Below are 16963 nucleotides of genomic sequence, written 5' to 3'. Positions count from 1 at the left end.
CGCCCCTAAGATTTCCACCCGTTTGATGGAGTCAATCCCTAAGTCCGCCTCCATGTCCATGTCCATTTCCAGCATCTCGACTGGGTAGCCAGTCTTGTCACTGGTGATCGCTAACAGGTTTTTATCCAAGTCAACAATATCGATAGTTGCGCCAGATACAGGTGCAGCAGTTGTGGGTGCTGGTTCTGGGGTGAATGCGATAACTTCGTTGACTGGGGGTGAGCTAATTGTGACTACAACCTCGGTTTGAGGTTCTACTACTGGGACAGGTGGCTCGACTACAGGCTCTACTGTCTCGATAGGGAGTGGGGAGAAGAGATTAGGGAGTAAAGAAGAAGAATTTTCATCCTTCTTAGAAGTGGGGGATACAGGATCAACTACAGGTACCACCTGGGGAGCGGGGGGGAGAGGTGCTTGGGTAACAGTTGAGCCATTTTTCGCTACTGGCTCAGTTACAGGCAAAGGCTGGCTTTCTACTATCTTGGTAGTAGGGGGTACTGGTGCATCAGTAACAGTTGTTTCTGTGGTGAACGGAGTGAAATTATGGCGTACCCCGTTGCTTATCTCTGCTAGTTGAGTCGTTCCCTCACCAGAGATGATTTGAGAATACTCTTGTTGTATGAGTTGGAAAAAGTTTTTGGTATATTCCAGCTGCTCTTGGAGATATTGCTCATGGATGCGTAGGGTTTCACCTTGTTGGGAGTGAAACTGCATCATGCTGCGCTCTAAGCTTTCCATGACAACTAGCTTCATTTTGGCAGTTTCGGCTGTTGATTTACTTTCACTCAACAAGGAATTCTGCTGCTGCATCAGTTGGAAAAACGCTTTGGCATATTCCATTTGATGGTTGAGATAAGTTCCGTGAACTTGTAAATTATCGGCTTGATTTTCCTGAAACTGTGTCAGGAGGTATTCTAAACTTTCTAAAAGCTGTTGGTAATTAGTAAGTTTTTCTGGTGTTGGTTGCATCTTAGATTCCTGGGCTGGTTGACTTGAAAGGGTCACAGGATTCATTTGTTGCTCTGTTTGGGTGATGATATTAGAAGTCACACCGTTCATTGCTGGGGCGGTAACAAGGGATGGTTTTTTATGTCCGTTAGTCTCTATCACTGCTAGAGGTGGAGTTACGCCTGGGCTGGTGAATAAGGGAGCCGCATCAGAATGTTCGGGGGTGGGTAATGTAACTTTGTACCCATCCTGCAAAGCTAGAGCGAAGGCATTTTTCGTTTTTTCGGATCTATAGTTGATGCCGTTTAAACGGACATTTAACGTCTTCTTCGTCTCAATTGGGGGTAGAGTTTGAGGAAGTTGATAAGGATCGAGGTTATTCAAAGCCAGACCAATTACCCGCAACTGCACAACTGCTTCTCGCAAAGAGCGATCGCTATTCTTTTGAGTGCTGGGGTTCAAAGATACGGTAATATGAGGGCGATCGCCAAGGATATCTTTTACCAAGTTGGTGAGAATTCTCCGCGGTCCAAATTCCACAAAGCAAGTACCACCGGCTGCATAGATATTTTCAATTTCCTGCTTAAACAGCACTGAGTTGGAAAGGTGCGTTTCCAGGATTTTTTGAATACCTTGGGGTTCTTTGGGATACTGTTTGCTGGTAACGTTGCTGTAAACAGGGATTTTGGGACTTTGGAACTTGACAGACTTAGTAGCGATCGCAAAGGATTTCTGAGCAAAGGCAATTAACGGTGTATGGAAAGCTGCTGAAACAGGTAACAATACAGCCGTATATCCTTTCTCGTGTAAAGCCTCTCTGACTCTGGCGATTTCTGCGGTGGGCCCAGCCAAGACAAATTGAGTTGGAGAATTTTGATTAGCGATCGCAACTAGGGGAAAATGCTTCAGCACTGCTTCGACTTTGCTGATGTCTTCTTTAACAGCCAACATACTACCCGCATCATGATCCGGGTCTTCTGGAGCCGCCATTGCTTGACCCCTAGCTTTCACTAAGAACAAGTAATCTTCTGTACTCAAAACTCCCGCAGCCCAAAGCGCTGTCAGTTCACCAAAGCTATGTCCCGCCACAAAATCTGACTTGAACCCAGCTTGTTGCAGTATGCTGTACATCCCTGCACTCAACACCCCAATGGCTGGTTGAGCATATTCTGTGCGTTGTAAGGCAGCAATTTGGGCATTTTTTTCTGCTTCCTCAAACACCGGATGAGGAAAAACGATTTCTGAAAGCGGCTGTAAATTATCTTTGAGTAACAAGCTATCCATGTAGCCATGAAGACGCCGCATCAAAGGAAAATTCGTTACCAGTTCCCGGCCCATCTCCAAGTATTGTGAACCTTGACCAGAAAATAGAGCAACAACTTTTCCACCCAACTCCATACCAGAGGCGCGGTAATAAATCCCTTGGGGATGCTCCCAAGATGCTGCTGTTCCTTTGTGTTTCAGCCAGTCAATGCTAGTTTGCAACAACTTGCAAGCTTCTTCGAGATTCTCAGCTACAAACCCAAATCTGGCAGCAGAGAGGGGAATCTGTGGCGATTTGCACTCCTGGACTAATTGTGCATAGTGTGTTTTTGCTTCAGGCGATCGCAACTTACCTAAAATCTCTTCAGATTTGGTCAGCAATTGGTCTACTGTCGGAGCAAACAACAGCACTTCACTAGCAGGACTGTGTAAGCGGTAAGCCTGGTTTTGGTCAGCTTCATATTCTTCTAAGACGACATGATAGTTAGTGCCGCCAAAGCCGAAAGAACTTACACCTGCACGTCTTGGGGCTTCCCCTTCTGCACGAATCCAAGGTCTGGTTTCGGTATTCAAATAAAAGGCGGAATTTTTAATATTGAGTTTGGGGTTCGGCTCGGTGATATTAATTGTGGGCGGCAATACTTTGTGATGTAATGCCAAAGCAGTTTTAATCAAACTCGCCGCCCCCGCAGCCGCTTTTGTGTGTCCAATTTGCGATTTTACACTACCCAAAGCGATGTGCTGTTTTTTGTGATCATGTTCCCCAAAGAAGTCTTTTAAAGATCCGAATTCTGTCGGATCTCCAGCCATTGTACCAGTGCCATGTGCTTCCATTAAACCAACAGTGGCGGGAGAAAAGCCGGCATCTTCATAAGCACGTTCTAAAGCTTTAATTTGACCTTCTTTGCGGGGAGCATAAATGCTCTTATAGCGCCCATCGCTGGAGGTACCAATACCTTTAATTACGGCATAGATTTTATCGTTGTCGCGTTCGGCATCTTCCAGCCGTCTGAGGACAATCATGCCGATACCTTCACCCAGCATCATCCCATCCGATTTAGCATCGAAAGGTTTGACATTCTCAGTGGGAGAAACAGCCGGTGTTTTGCTGAACGATATGAAAGCCATGATGGTGTTATCAGTATCAACACCACCAGTTAGCATCATGTCAGAACGATGCTCAACTAGCTCACTAATTGCCATCTTTAAAGCACCGAAGGAACTAGCGCAAGCGGCATCAACTACGCAGTTCATCCCGCCAAAATTTAGACGGTTGGCAATTCTACCCGCGACTACGTTAGCTAACATTCCAGGGAAAGCGTTCTCATCCCACTTCACATAGGCGCTTTTGATTTTCTCGACGATTTTTTGCGTATCCTCATCGGATAAACCGCTGCTTTTGAGTGCTTTTTCCCAAATCGGATATTCCAATCTGGCAGAAAGTGGCATTCCTAACTGTTTGGCCATAGCCACGCCTAAGATTACGCCAACAGTCTCACGGCTAAACTCACGTTTTTCGCCATAACCTGCATCTTCCATCGCCTCTTTCGCAACCACTAAACTTAACAGTTGCGATACATCTGTGACTTCCAAAATGCTGGGTGGTATACCGAATTCCATCGGGTTAAAATCTACCTCTGGAATAAATCCGCCTCTTTTACAGTAGGTTTTATCTTCAGGAGTTCTCGGATTCGGATCATAATAATCTTCGACGCTCCAGTGAGTGGAAGGAACATCAGTAATACAATCAATTTTGTTTACTATGTTTTGCCAGTATTCCCGCAAATTTCTGGCTTTAGGCAATAGAGATGCCATCCCAACAATGGCTATAGGATTGTGTTGTAATTGTCTGTTAATTTTGTTGATTGAGACTGATTTATCTGACTTCATTTTTTTTTCCTCTATAGACCTCTTCACAGCCTTTTCGCAATTATTGATAAGGCTCTCTAACTCCGCTAAGGCAGTATCAATTGAATAAGCAGACATAGGGCATAGTGAGTACTGTGGATTGCGTAGCTACAGTAATTTCTGTTGCCTACTAATAATGAAAAACTCTTGTTTTGTAAGCAGTTAGCTATCCTATCTCCGCTAAAGGCTTTTGGCTTTTCTCCAAATCGACACCACACGACACATACTGCCCTGATAAAGCCCTAGATTTATAGGCGATTTTGGCACACTGCGATCGCACAAAAATGTTAGACAACGTTAGACTCTTGATATTGTGGCAATAGGTCAACCAATTTTGGATTTTAGATTTGCGTTAGCGATAGTGAGTAATCAAGCGTCGTTACGAGCGTCTTTTAGATTTGTTCCACCCACAATGAGTGGAGGACGAACCAAAAAATCCAAGTTGCGCTGTCAGCGCACCAAAGGTGTGACCCAAAATCTCAAATTGGCACGGTCGATAACGTTGTTAAAACTGGTAAAATAGTCTTGGAGTGTAATAACTGCTTGACCAGTAAATTCAATCAATTTGTAATGGTAAAGATTTTGAGCAATGATATCCCATTGGAGCGATGGAAACTGAGGAGTAGCTAAGGGAACAGAAACGCTTTTTTCGCCCAAAATCGTTTGATTATTTAGCTTAATTGCAGCAACGTAGCTGGTGTTCATGACAACGTTCTGTATCTTGATAAATGTCATAGCCAGTTTCAACGTCCAGGATAATTAGTTTATGGGATTTGACCCAGCAAAGTTGACAAGTTCGTTACAGAAAACACACCACCTTTAATCCGAGTTTATGCAAATTGAAAAAGTAATTAAACGATCATAAGGTGATGACAAAGCAGTTATGTTTAGTTATTTTTAATTTCAAAATTTTAATTAAATAACTACTTTTTATAACTACTTTAAAGCATTGAATTAATAAAAACACTAACATACTTTACAGAAACTAAATCATTTCTTTAAGGTTATTTTATAAATAAACCTCCACTACTACTGATGTGAATTTTGAATAAAATTTACCCAATAAGTATAATTTATGACTAGCTGAATCTGGGAAATATTTTGTTATCTACGGGTTAGCTATAAATTTGCGCTGGATTAAGTTAATAATGCAAATCTATTGTCTAGTAAGTAACAATTCAATGAATACATAGATAAATTGAATAATTATAGGTATGTTTTCTCAGAGAAACATCATAATTGAATCAAAGTTTTGGGTTATTTTTCAATATAAGTCAACTTCAGAAGCAAAGCAGTTATTTATAAAGCAAATGTTAATTTTTAGTATGTTGCTTGATAAACATAATCATGCTTGCATCAGTTAAAAGAGCGATTATAAACCGCAGCTACACGAGGCTTTACCCACATTTTTATAACAGTCAAAGTATTGCGCTAACCTACATTCCGCCCAGAACTTAAGTTCAGCGGCTCAAAAGCTCTTTATTTTCCCTTTCACCAAGGATAGCTATGTACATCGCTTCAAATTCTGTGTTTATAGCGGTTCTCAATTACATGGAATACATACCATTCGTAGGGATACAGCATTGCTGTGCCCTGCATCCGAAGGAGAACTGCTATAGTCCTCTTGAGAGGAATGCAAGTTATTAGCCTCAGAATTTATTCCAAGGTGGGATGGCAACGAAGCAGAGGATTTCTCAGGATGTTGGTAATAACAAGGGATTTTGCCCCTTGTTAAAGGTAAACAAACTTCCGCCACAGTGTACTAGTACACCACGGCGTAAATAGAGCAACCATTTAAAATCCCTAAAGAGCTTATTCCATAATACTTTTGACTTTTGAATGCGTGACTTCCGCCTTGTGTCCGTTGGCGTAATCCACCAAAGGTATCACTTCATGCCTTTAATTAGTAGGATCAAAACTGATCAGAATGTCTGATAGTACACAACCTAGCTAACAATAATCTGTTAGTAATATCAAATCTGCTTAATAAATAACTATTTGTTAGTATTCAATTGGCAGATGAGTGATTAGTGATGATTAAATTTCTTCAGTCTCTAATCTTACTTGGATTAAATATTTACGTGATAGAATCAAGACTTATGCGAACTCAATTAGTTGACAAAATTCAAATTTTTTGCCATACTTAAGGACAAGTTTATCCAAGTTTTTAGTTCATTTTTATTAGCGCTTCGTTATGATTGCAAGTAAGTTTTCTGGTTAGCGCTATTGTATTTTACGCTACTGGAATAGAAGTGAAATTAGGATATAACTTAGGAAGCTTTGAAGTAACAGCATCATTAATTTTCACGCCACAATAGTGATTTTAGGTGGCAAATACGTACAACAATTCATATAAAACCAATTTAGACCCATCCACTTTATTAAGGTAGAAACTCTAGAGGAAAAGCCCTCTAGGTAATTTGCAGATGAGTCTATTCTAATGGACTAAATATAACCAGGCCATCCCCTTATAAAGCACAATTGGAATGAAAATATGGCAGTGAATAAAGAAAGCCGATTATTCAGAAAACCCATAGGTCGATCGCAAGCAATTTTAGCAGCTTCTTTGGCTTTAGCGGCCGGATTAATAGCTCTTTATAGTTTGACTATGTTTTGGTCAAGGGCTAAAGTTCAGACACCGCAAGCGCTTCCTCCAAAAGCTGCCACTCCTGTGAAACTTGCTGTGACTGCCTTGGGTCGTTTGGAGCCAGAAGGCGAAGTTACTTCTTTGACTGCTCCGGCTTCCAATAACGGGGTGCGGGTAGAAAGACTGTTGGTGAAAGAAGGAGACGCGGTTAAAGCAGGGCAATTATTGGCATATCTAGAAAATTATGGTCGTTCTAGAACAGCTTTGCAACAGGCTTTAGACCAACTGCAAGTTTCCAAAGCTAAACTAGCGCAGGTGAAATCTGGAGCTAAAACCGGAGATATCGATGCTCAAAAGGCAGCGATCGCCCGTTTAGAGCCACAATATAAAGGAGACATTGCCACACAACAGGCGACAATCGCCCGCATCCAGGCTGAGGTAGACAATGCTCAAGCCGAGAACGATCGCTATCAGCAATTATACAAACAAGGCGCGATCGCAGCTTCTATAGCAGATACTAAGGCTTTGCAACTAAAGACTACACAACAGCAACTAACAGAAGCCCAAGCCACTCTCAAGCGGACTCAAGACACATTCCAAGAACAGAAAAAGCAATCACAAGCGCAACTCACCAGTATTAGTGAAGTGCGTGGCGTAGATGTTCAAGTCGCACAAACCGAAGTCAACAGTGCAACAACTTCTGTTCAACAAGCAAAAGCCGACTTGGATTTAAGTTACATCAAATCTCCCATAGCTGGCAAAATATTAAAAATTCACGCCAAAACCGGAGAAGTTATCAGCACCAACAAAGGATTTGCTGAGATAGGTAAGACATCTCAAATGTATGTGATTGCAGAGGTGTATCAAACCGATGTTCGCAAAGTGCGTGTAGGACAAAAAGCCACAATTACCAGCACTGCATTTACTGGAACATTAAAGGGAACTGTGAAAGAGATTGGTTGGCAAGTTGACAAGCAAGGCATCTTCAGCCTCAACCCTAGTTCAGATACAGACCGCAGAATAGTTGAGGTGAAAATCTCTATCGATAATCCCGCAGATAGTCAAAGGGTAGCTCGTTTAACTAACTTACAAGTGGATGTCGCCATTCATATTTAGTCATTAATCATTCAAAAATGACCAATGACAAATAATAATTAACAAATAAATCCATGATTTTCAAAATTCCTTTAGGATGGCTACAGCTAGCCCAGCAAAAAGTTCGTTTAGTAGTAGCTGTAGCCGGGATTGGTTTTATTGTCCTGCTAATGTTTGTGCAACTTGGTTTTCAAGATGCTCTCTATTCAAGTGCAACCGCACTGCATCAGAATCTCAAGGGAGATTTATTTTTAGTTAGTTCGCAATATAAATCTTTGACTTCAAATCAAAGCTTTTCCCGGACTAGTTTGTACCAATCTTTGGGGTTTGATGGCGTAGAGTCAGTTAGCCCCATGTATTTACAATTTGCTAAACTGAAAAATCCGGCAACTAGTGAGAAATATTCAATATACGTTATTGGTTTCGATCCAGGTAACCCTGTGATGAACATCCCAGAAGTTGAGAAAAATTTAGATAAACTCAAAATTCCTGATGTCGTGTTTTTTGACCGGGGTTCTCGCCCAGAGTTTGGCCCAATAGCTGAAAAATTTAATGCCGGAGATACTGGACAGACAATTGAAATATTTCCCTTCAATTCATTAATTGGCTATAGAGTGAGAATTGGTGGATTATTCAGCTTAGGGCCTTCCTTTGGGGTAGACGGAAATTTAATTGTCAGTGACTCAACTTTCCTGAGGATAAATCCCAATAGTCGTCCGGCAGATATGATAGATATCGGTTTGATTTCCCTTAAACCTGGTAGTAATCCAGAAACAGTACTGAAAAATTTGCAAGCAAGTTTACCTAATGATGTCCAAGTTTTTACACGCCAAGGCTTTATTGATTTTGAAAAAAAATATTGGGCAATCAGAACACCAATTGGTTTTATACTTAACTTGATGTTGACAATGGCTGCGGTTGTTGGTGTGGTTATTGTTTATCAAATTCTTTACAGCAATATTGCTACGCAGTTCGTTGCTTACGCTACTTTAAAAGCTATAGGTTATGCCAATAGATATTTATTAAATGTGGTATTTCAGCAAGCTTTAATTCTGGCAATTTTAGGTTATATTCCCGGATTGATTAGTTCTGTGTTGTTATATAGTTTTGCAGCAGAAGCAACTAAATTACCAATAGTTATGACCATTAATAATGCATTGCTTATCTTAACTTCAACAGTATTAATGTGTATAACTTCAGGTGCCCTTGCTATCAACAAACTCCGCTCCGCAGATCCGGGAGATATTTTTTAGCTGATTCCTAGCAGCAAAATCATCGAATTATTTTGCCCTGATATAGACTCATAAGTAATCATTGGTGCAGCCTCTCCACAAAAAAATTGCTCCTTCTAGCAATTTGAGATTAAAAGTCTTTACCAAAATTTAAATTTGGTATAACTTTGAAGTCTTTTATCTAACAACTCCAATTCACCTATTTAACAATAATCCCGACTTTATGAACCTCAAAAACAAAACCCTCCTAATTACTGGGATTGATGAACTTGTCGGTTTGCGTGCAGCCGAGTTAGCCATAGCGCAAGGAATGAAGGTTCGTGGATTGCAAAGTTCTACAGAACAGAACAAACAATTACAGAATTTAGGTGTTGAGGTAATTATTGGTAGTATCACTGATTCTACCACTGCCCAAAAGGCTTGTCAGGGAGTAGACATCGTTTTACATACATATCAAATTGCTGAAGAAACTGGCGCAATTAACCATTTTCGTGATGTCAATGTTGGCGGTACTATCAACATAGCTAAAGCCGCTAAACAGGCTGGTGTCAAAACATTCGTGCATCTATCCAGTGTGATGGTTTACGGTTTCAACTATCCGAATGGTGTTACAGAATCCGGGCCACTCTCTGGCGAAAATAATCCATATTGTCAAACGAAAATAGAAGCCGAAACAGCAGTATTAGAACTGAATAATCCGCCAGATTTTGGCATCATCGTTATTCGGGCCGGAGATGTTTACGGCCCAGGAAGTATTCCTTGGATAGTCAGACCAATTCTAATGATGCGCCAAAAATTATTTGCCTGTGCCAACGATAGTAAAGGAGTAATCAATCATGTATATATAGATAACCTGATTGATGGCATCTTTCTAGCGATAGAAAAAGAAACCTATGGTGAAATATTTAATATTACCGATGGACAAGAAACTTCCTGGAAAGAGTATTTTATGCGTTTAGCAGCAATGGAAGGTTTATCAGCACCCCTTTCATTATCGAAAGATGAAATCAAGTTGTTTGTAAAGCTACGTGTTCAAGGACAAAAACTTTTTCGCCAAAAAGTTGATATTTTACCTGAGTCTATAGATTTTATGACTCGTCCCTATGCTTGTTCGATTGTCAAAGCACAAAGCCTGTTAAATTATAAACCAACAATTGACCTAGAAGAAGGAATGCAGCAAACACATAAATGGCTGCAAAAAACAGATATCCAACGCTTGATCAAATAGTCCATAAACTTTCGTAATCATTGTTGGATTGTAAGGAGTTGGGAGTTAGGGATTAGGGGTTAGGAATTAGGAGTAGAGACGCGATTAATCGCGTCTGTACAAAAATTAGGAGTAGAGACGCGATTAATCGCGTCTGTACAGGAGTTTGGAATTTGGTACAAGATGTTAAGTATCAAAGTCTTCTTAATTCTGACTTCTGGATTCTGATTTCTGGATTCTTACGTTGCATCTGCCTAAAATTAGCTGCAATTAAGCATAAAATAATCCACCTATTTTCCGAATACATGTTTTCTATGATTGGGAATCAGCCACGATTGAGCATTGGATTACCTGTATACAATGGTGAAAAATTTCTCAAAGAAGCCATTGATTCACTCTTGGCTCAGACCTTTGAAGATTTTGAGATAATTATTTCAGATAATGCATCTACAGATAAAACTGAAGAAATTTGTAGAGCATACGCCAAGCAAGACCAACGTATCTGTTACTACCGCAATGACAAGAATATTGGTTGCGCCCGTAACTTTGATCGCGTCTTTAAATTGTCTTCGGGTGAGTACTTTAAGTGGGCAGCCTATGATGATCTACATGCTCCAGATTTTATCAAGAAGTGTGTTGAAGTGCTTGACCAAGATCCTAGCATCATCTTGTGTCACTCCCAGACATATTTCATTGATGAACAGGGAAATTTTCTCCAAAATTACGATATCAAACTCAAGGCAGATGCACTAAAACCACAGCAGCGTTTTAACGAATTGCTGACCAAGCATTTATGTTATCAATGTTATGGAGTAATTCGTGCCAGTGCCTTGAGAAAGATACCGCCTATGGGTGGTTACGGTAATGCAGATGGAATTCTCTTGTTAAGACTTGGTATTCTCGGTAGATTTTATGAAATCCCTGAAAACCTGTTTTTTGCCAGAAGCCATCCGCAACAATCAATGAGTATGTATTTCCCTAATTATTTGTTGTTTACTGACAACAGTAAAAAACCCTCATTGAGTATGCTGCCTGATTTTTATGCATATGCAGTATGGTTTGATTCAGCAAAGAAAGGAAAAATTTTATTGCCACATTGGAGAATATTCTGGGAGTATGTACTCTCCATATGGCGTAGTCCCCTGAGTTTGTATGAGCGGCTATGTTGTCATATAAGTCTATATCAGCATTTAAAAGGGACACAATATCTTTTGCTGAAAGATTTGCTAAAAGTGCTACAAGTACTTTGGAAAGGTTGGTATAAAGCATCAATTAAAAAACCACAAGTCACGCTTTGAATAAATCGGTTTAAAAATAAAAGCTGGCGATCGCAGCTTTTGAACAGCCCCAAAATCACCTATTATGACTACAAAACTATGCTGAAACTATCTCAATTTTGTCATGTTTTGCTTGCTACTTTAGTGAGCATCAGCTTTGCTAAAACAGTGAATGCTGAACCAACTGAAACACTAACTGTTGTGGTAAATGGAATACATCACCAAAAAGGTGAGATTTGCTTGAGAGTTTACCCAAGTGAACGAGGATTTCCGATGAGTAATTCTAGTGGAGATCAAAGTGGCTGCGTTAAGATTACTGGAAGTTCTGTAAAAAAAGAATTTTCCGGTTTGAAGCCTGGAACTTATGCTGTCGCTGTAGTTGATGATCAGAATGGCGATCGCAAACTCAACAAAGACTTTTTCGGTATTCCCAAAGAAGGTTTTGGGATTTCTAAAAATCCAACTGTGTCCGTACAAACAGGTGCGCCAAAGTTTCGTGACGCCAGTTTTGTTGTAAACAAAAATACAACAGTCAACATTATTATGAAATATTCGCTTGATTCCTAAAGGGACTGGGGACTGGGTACTGCTTCTCTAAAAGATACTTCTGATTTCCAATCCCTAATCCCTAATCCCCAGTCCCCAATCCCTAATCCTATCGGAGATTAAAAATTTAATGGAAGATTTGGCGATATTTTTCTCTAAGTCTTTGATGAGTTGGCTAGTTATTCAGGTGTGTTTAACGCTTGTCTTTATATGGTATCTGCGCTCATCCAAAAAAAACTTATTACCAGATGATCAGTTACCTAAAACAGCAGTGATTCTTTGCCTACGCGGAGCCGATCCGTTTTTGCCTAGATGTTTGCGATCGCTCCTAAATCAGAACTATCCACAGTATGATTTAAAGTTGATCGTTGATAGTCACGAAGATCCCGCTTGGAAAATTGCCAGTGAAACGATCACAGAGCAGGAAGCGACCAACGTTCAAATTAGCCCTTTGCGAACAGTACGCAACAATTGTAGTCTCAAATGCAGTTCTTTAGTGCAAGCTATCCATGAGTTGGACGATTCTTACAAGGTGGTTGCCCTAGTAGATGCTGATACTATAGTCCATGTGAATTGGCTGCGAGAATTAGTCAGTCCTTTAGGTGATCCCAAAGTGGGGGCGACAACAGGTTATCGTTGGTACGTACCTACAGGTAAGTATTGGGGATCTTTAGTACGCTACATAGGCAATGTATCCGCAGTAGTGCAAATGTTTATCTTCCAGATTCCTTGGGGTGGGACTTTGGCTATGAAAACAGAAGTGCTTCGCCAAACAGAACTGCTAGATAAGTGGGGACAAGCTTTAGGCGAAGATTTTATGATGCACAACATCCTCAAAAAACATGGGTTGCATGTAAAGTTTGTGCCTTCGCTGCTGATAGTAAATCGTGAAGAGACTGATTTATTCAACTTAATAGATTATCTTAAGCGCCTCATCCTTTATTCTCGACTGTATCACCCACGTTGGTTAGCTCTAGTTAGTGAAGCTGTTTCTAGCATTTTGTTTCCGACTATAGTCATCCTGTTAATTCTAGAGTCGTTGTTAGAGACAAAATGGGAAGCTGCGGCTCTCTTGTTAGGCTGCTATGGAGTTTATACTGTCGGATTACTTTTGATAATGCTGGTGTTGGAATTAGAGATACAGCGAGTGGTTCGCTCTAATGACCAGGCGATGTCTATTGGCAAGCCCTTGCACGTCTACGCAAAATTATCAGCTGTTACAATCATCAAAATGTTGATTGGGATTCCCTTGACACAATGGATTTATGGGTTAGCGATGCTATCGTCATTGTGGATCTCAACAGTTACTTGGCGCGGTGTCTCCTATCGAGTTCAAGGGCCTTGGAATATCCGGCTAGTCGAATATCGTCCTTATCAATGGTTGGATCAGCCTATTAATAGCAAGGTTTCTCTTTAAAGTGAATTGCTAGATATAAACTAGGGAATGAAAGTTATTACACTAAACATTCCCTAGTCTTCAAATTATCTTATCTTATATTTAGTAGAACTAGATGAGCTATAACCCTTGTCAAAATACACGCTTTTGTTTGTTGATTACCGAAATTTATTTACATTTATGACAAGGGTTTAGATAAATATATTAAGGGGAATTTTGACTAAGGATTTTAGATATTTTGATAGTTTCTAAGCAAAATTTAGAAACATCCTCTTCAGAATCGACAATTTAGCCCATTTGTAAATGTGTAAATCCTTAGACTAACTGTGTTAGTGGTAATTTCTGAACCAAATAATCAGGATGTTCATGAAACATTTGCTGCGTAAATCCTAAATTCCAAACCAGCATTTTAGTGTAATATTCCCCTTTTTATGACTAAGCAACCACTTCGCATTGCACTGTTTACAGCATTGTACCCTCCTTTCTTGACTGGAGTTTCCGTCGCAGTCCACCAACGGGTTCAATGGTTACTGCAACAAGGGCATGAGGTCTTTCTTATCCACCCAGAAATTAATAGCCAGTACCCCAAAAAGATTGGAAATCGCCCAATGTCAGGATTGGATGAACTACAGCCCTTCCCCAACTTTTCTGCTTATGCATTCCCCACCAAACCGTTAATCTTCTACAAATCTCTTCCTCAACCATTAAACTATCGCTATTGGAGTGATAGTAAGTTACTTGAGAACTTCCAGCCCGATATTATACTGGTTGAAGAAGCGGCGCAAATGAGAGGATTATACTCACTTTTCTTACAAGGTTATGGTCGCCCTATAGGAGTTGAGTATGCTAAACAAACTGATACCCCAATCATCTCAATTTTCCATACCGATATCGTTGCCTATATTCGATATTACTTAGGAAATCTGTTCTTCAGCTTGCTACGTCCGATTGTTCCCCTTTTAGTTAAGCAGTTTAGTGATGCTTATGATCTCAACTTATTTCCGTCTCAAGAACTGCTTGCTAAATACAACCGACTGAAATGCCAACGCAGTGAATACGTGCCATATCAAGGGATTGATTGCGAAAAATTTCACCCCCAAAATATAGACTACAATCCCATTGTTAACGACTATCGACCAACTATCCTTTTTGTCGGACGCATTACTCCAGAAAAAAATGTCACCCAACTTATAGATGCATTTCCAATCATTGCTGCCAAAATCCCTGATGTCCATTTAGTCATTGTCGGTAGTGGCCCCTTGGATGAGGAGATCCGTCGGCGCGTCCAAAAGTTTGAGTCCGGTATTACTGTCTGGGGTGAGTCCCACGGAACAGAACTTCTAGGTTTATATGCACGAGCCGATGTATTTGTCAACCCCTCTGTTACCGAAAACTTCTGTACCACCAATATGGAAGCTTTAGCATCTGGAACCCCTGTTGTAGCAGCCAACGCTGGAGGAAATCCTGAACAAGTTTTTCATGCGATCAACGGTTTCTTAGCCGAACCCAACAACCCAACAGATTTTGCCCACAAAGTGATTGCGATTTTGGAAAATTCCAGCCTTAAAGCAGATTTGACTCGGCAAGCTCGCCCTTCCATACTTGACTTTGATTGGTCGGCATGTATGCAAAAATTAGAAGACAAACTTTACCAAATCGTTGAAGGATCGCAGAAGGTGCAGGTAGGTACAGGCAGTATAAGACCATAACAATAACAAACACGATGATCGCTAGAGCATCGATTCAGTAATCAAAAACCTAACCCCCCAGCCCCTTTTCCTCGCAGGGTTGGGGGAGCAAAAGGCCCTGACTGTCTAATCAGTATATTTGTGCTTATCCGAATGGCACGCTTGAAAAGCTCTAATGGACATGATTGAGCATGATGCACAGGGCATAGAGTTTGAAGCCATATTTGTCCTGTGCTTGTTTGATGATATACAGGAAAATTTCTCTCGTTTTACGACGTGCTAAGGTGAAATCTCGGTTGTTGCAACGAGTGGTGATATGATAGGAATAAGCGACCAAAAATTCTCTTTTCAGTCTGCCCATTTTTCCCCCCCCCCGTGCCACGTATCGAAAACGAGAAAAAAGAGAAAAGGCATCTTCACCCTCTCCCTTTTATCCCTTACTTGAAAGCTTTTCTGAGAGTACTCCCTAGCATTAAACCGCCCAGTGTGATATAAGCCAGAAGGCTACTAGGTTCGGGAACCGCCGCCGGCGGCAGCGACCCCACTACTCCCACCTGCTTCGATGAAAAATCTATATTCTCCAACGATAATTTATTCGGCCCCGAAATTTGGGTGTAGTAACGCTACATAATCATCTATAAAATTTGAATATAACAGATTTCCGTTCCCATTCGTCGGGGGATCATTGTTTGTCAGGAAGGCAATGCCGGTTATTTTGTGACTCGGTCCACTAATGCCAATATTCAAGTAAGGAGTTACACTATTCCCTGCGGGCGATAGTTTATTATCATTATCAGATCCCAGAGAATCAGGCGCGACCAGGGAGGTGATTGTGTTCCCTTCCACCGTTCCCGTAATACCATTTACTACGTAGTATTGGTCTCCGCCACTTCCCTGCTAGTTCGTTGTCGTGAACGTACCGCTCCCGCCCTTACACTTTGTTTGCCTCGTTAAAATGGAACATTTATAACTCCAGTCCCATAACAAATCAGCCAAGGCAGGAGGCGCTGCACTGAGAACCATTCCTGAAGTCGCCAAGGCAATACCACTCAAGATAGATAACGTGGGTCGTAATGTTTTCATCTTGCTCCTCACTCTTCCTTACCGTTGTCTGGCTCTGAATTTCTCAAACCTTTGGGATTGTAGGTTATCGCACATTGCACTTCATTTTCTTAAAGATTTGGTAAAGATGAAGGCAGCAGCTCGATATATTGACTTAGAGAAATGTATCGTTGGAAACAGAGAAGAAAGAAAACAATTTCGCATATTGGTAAGTGCCCTTTAAGCGAATGGCACGCTTGAAAAGCCGAAAGGTAATTCTAAACTCTGACTAAATTATCAAGTGAGGATTTTTACTCGCAGTGTCACAGTAGTAGTAGTTATATTTGCTTGCTCGTCTCAATGAAAGTATTTCATGAACGAGCTTCGCTTTTTCTACCTACCACAAAATTTACACAACCCATACATCCCATTCCACTGCCTCTGCACAGTGATCGCTCTTTGCGATGAACTTTATCGGCGTAGTTTACCGCCGTAGGCATCGCTTCAATGAGACTGCATCAAAGACAATTGCCTGACCCATCCCGACACTGTTCAATAGCTTTAAAAGCCGTAGTTCTTATTCCACATAGCTTAGAGCTTTTCAAGCGTGCCATTCGTGCTTATCCCTTAACGATTATGGTAGGGTTCAAGCTTTCAAAATCGTTATCGTGTATTAATTAAGACACCCAGAAGGTGCGATTCCTTAACGAAAGAATGAGGTTAAACCTCATCTATGTTGAGAACCGTAGTTTTTGCCCTCACCCTAAATCCCTCT

General features: G+C 40.9%; 10 protein-coding genes. 7 read left to right on the top strand and 3 right to left on the bottom strand.

The annotated features are described in order from the left end of the window. Together Q0541_RS30640 and Q0541_RS30635 are read right to left on the bottom strand one after the other, a co-directional pair. A partial coding sequence (locus Q0541_RS30640; RefSeq protein ID WP_298920062.1) for a beta-ketoacyl synthase N-terminal-like domain-containing protein occupies positions 1–4197 on the bottom strand: 4197 nt, incomplete at its 3' end. A 372-nt stretch (positions 4198–4569) separates the two neighbouring features. Next, entirely contained in the window at positions 4570–4854 is a 285-nt protein-coding gene (locus Q0541_RS30635) for a hypothetical protein (protein WP_298920060.1), read from the bottom strand. Positions 4855–6613: 1759 nt separating this feature from the next. On the opposite strand from Q0541_RS30635, the gene Q0541_RS30630 reads away from it, so the two are divergent. The 7 genes from Q0541_RS30630 (at position 6614) to Q0541_RS30600 (ending at position 15168) form a co-directional block, all read left to right on the top strand. Next, positions 6614–7822, top strand: a complete 1209-nt coding sequence (locus Q0541_RS30630) for an ABC exporter membrane fusion protein (RefSeq protein WP_298920058.1) — start codon at positions 6614–6616, stop codon at positions 7820–7822. 53 nt (positions 7823–7875) lie between these two features. Beyond that, positions 7876–9054, top strand: coding sequence for an ABC transporter permease DevC (gene devC, locus Q0541_RS30625; protein WP_298920056.1), 1179 nt, complete (start codon positions 7876–7878; stop codon positions 9052–9054). A 202-nt stretch (positions 9055–9256) separates the two neighbouring features. Further along, positions 9257–10261 (top strand): NAD(P)-dependent oxidoreductase, encoded by a 1005-nt coding sequence (locus Q0541_RS30620; protein WP_298920054.1) that lies wholly within the window; start codon positions 9257–9259, stop codon positions 10259–10261. 293 nt (positions 10262–10554) lie between these two features. Further along, positions 10555–11538, top strand: coding sequence for a glycosyltransferase family 2 protein (locus Q0541_RS30615; protein ID WP_298920093.1), 984 nt, complete (start codon positions 10555–10557; stop codon positions 11536–11538). Between the two features lie 78 nt (positions 11539–11616). After that, a complete protein-coding gene (locus Q0541_RS30610) occupies positions 11617–12084 on the top strand; it encodes a DUF2141 domain-containing protein (protein WP_298920049.1) in 468 nt (155 codons plus the stop codon). Positions 12085–12193: 109 nt separating this feature from the next. Beyond that, positions 12194–13480 carry a glycosyltransferase family 2 protein gene (locus tag Q0541_RS30605; protein WP_298920047.1) on the top strand — a complete coding sequence of 429 codons (1287 nt, stop codon included), beginning with the start codon at positions 12194–12196 and terminating at the stop codon, positions 13478–13480. A 410-nt stretch (positions 13481–13890) separates the two neighbouring features. Further along, positions 13891–15168, top strand: coding sequence for a glycosyltransferase (locus tag Q0541_RS30600; RefSeq protein WP_298920045.1), 1278 nt, complete (start codon positions 13891–13893; stop codon positions 15166–15168). 151 nt (positions 15169–15319) lie between these two features. Here the strand turns inward: Q0541_RS30600 and Q0541_RS30595 are convergent, their stop codons facing one another. Beyond that, positions 15320–15508 carry a transposase gene (locus tag Q0541_RS30595; protein WP_298920043.1) on the bottom strand — a complete coding sequence of 63 codons (189 nt, stop codon included), beginning with the start codon at positions 15506–15508 and terminating at the stop codon, positions 15320–15322. Positions 15509–16963 lie beyond the last annotated feature (1455 nt).

Source organism: uncultured Nostoc sp., assembly GCF_937863485.1.
GTDB lineage: Bacteria > Cyanobacteriota > Cyanobacteriia > Cyanobacteriales > Nostocaceae > Nostoc.
This window is presented reverse-complemented; position numbering and strand designations above follow the sequence as displayed.

Bases quoted from the DNA above. Each gene is read 5' to 3' on its own strand.
- Q0541_RS30635 (WP_298920060.1), bottom strand. From the start codon at position 4,854: ATGACATTTATCAAGATACAGAACGTTGTCATGAACACCAGCTACGTT.
- Q0541_RS30630 (WP_298920058.1), top strand. From the start codon at position 6,614: ATGGCAGTGAATAAAGAAAGCCGATTATTCAGAAAACCCATAGGTCGA.
- devC (WP_298920056.1), top strand. From the start codon at position 7,876: ATGATTTTCAAAATTCCTTTAGGATGGCTACAGCTAGCCCAGCAAAAA.
- Q0541_RS30620 (WP_298920054.1), top strand. From the start codon at position 9,257: ATGAACCTCAAAAACAAAACCCTCCTAATTACTGGGATTGATGAACTT.
- Q0541_RS30615 (WP_298920093.1), top strand. From the start codon at position 10,555: ATGATTGGGAATCAGCCACGATTGAGCATTGGATTACCTGTATACAAT.
- Q0541_RS30610 (WP_298920049.1), top strand. From the start codon at position 11,617: ATGCTGAAACTATCTCAATTTTGTCATGTTTTGCTTGCTACTTTAGTG.
- Q0541_RS30605 (WP_298920047.1), top strand. From the start codon at position 12,194: ATGGAAGATTTGGCGATATTTTTCTCTAAGTCTTTGATGAGTTGGCTA.
- Q0541_RS30600 (WP_298920045.1), top strand. From the start codon at position 13,891: ATGACTAAGCAACCACTTCGCATTGCACTGTTTACAGCATTGTACCCT.
- Q0541_RS30595 (WP_298920043.1), bottom strand. From the start codon at position 15,508: ATGGGCAGACTGAAAAGAGAATTTTTGGTCGCTTATTCCTATCATATC.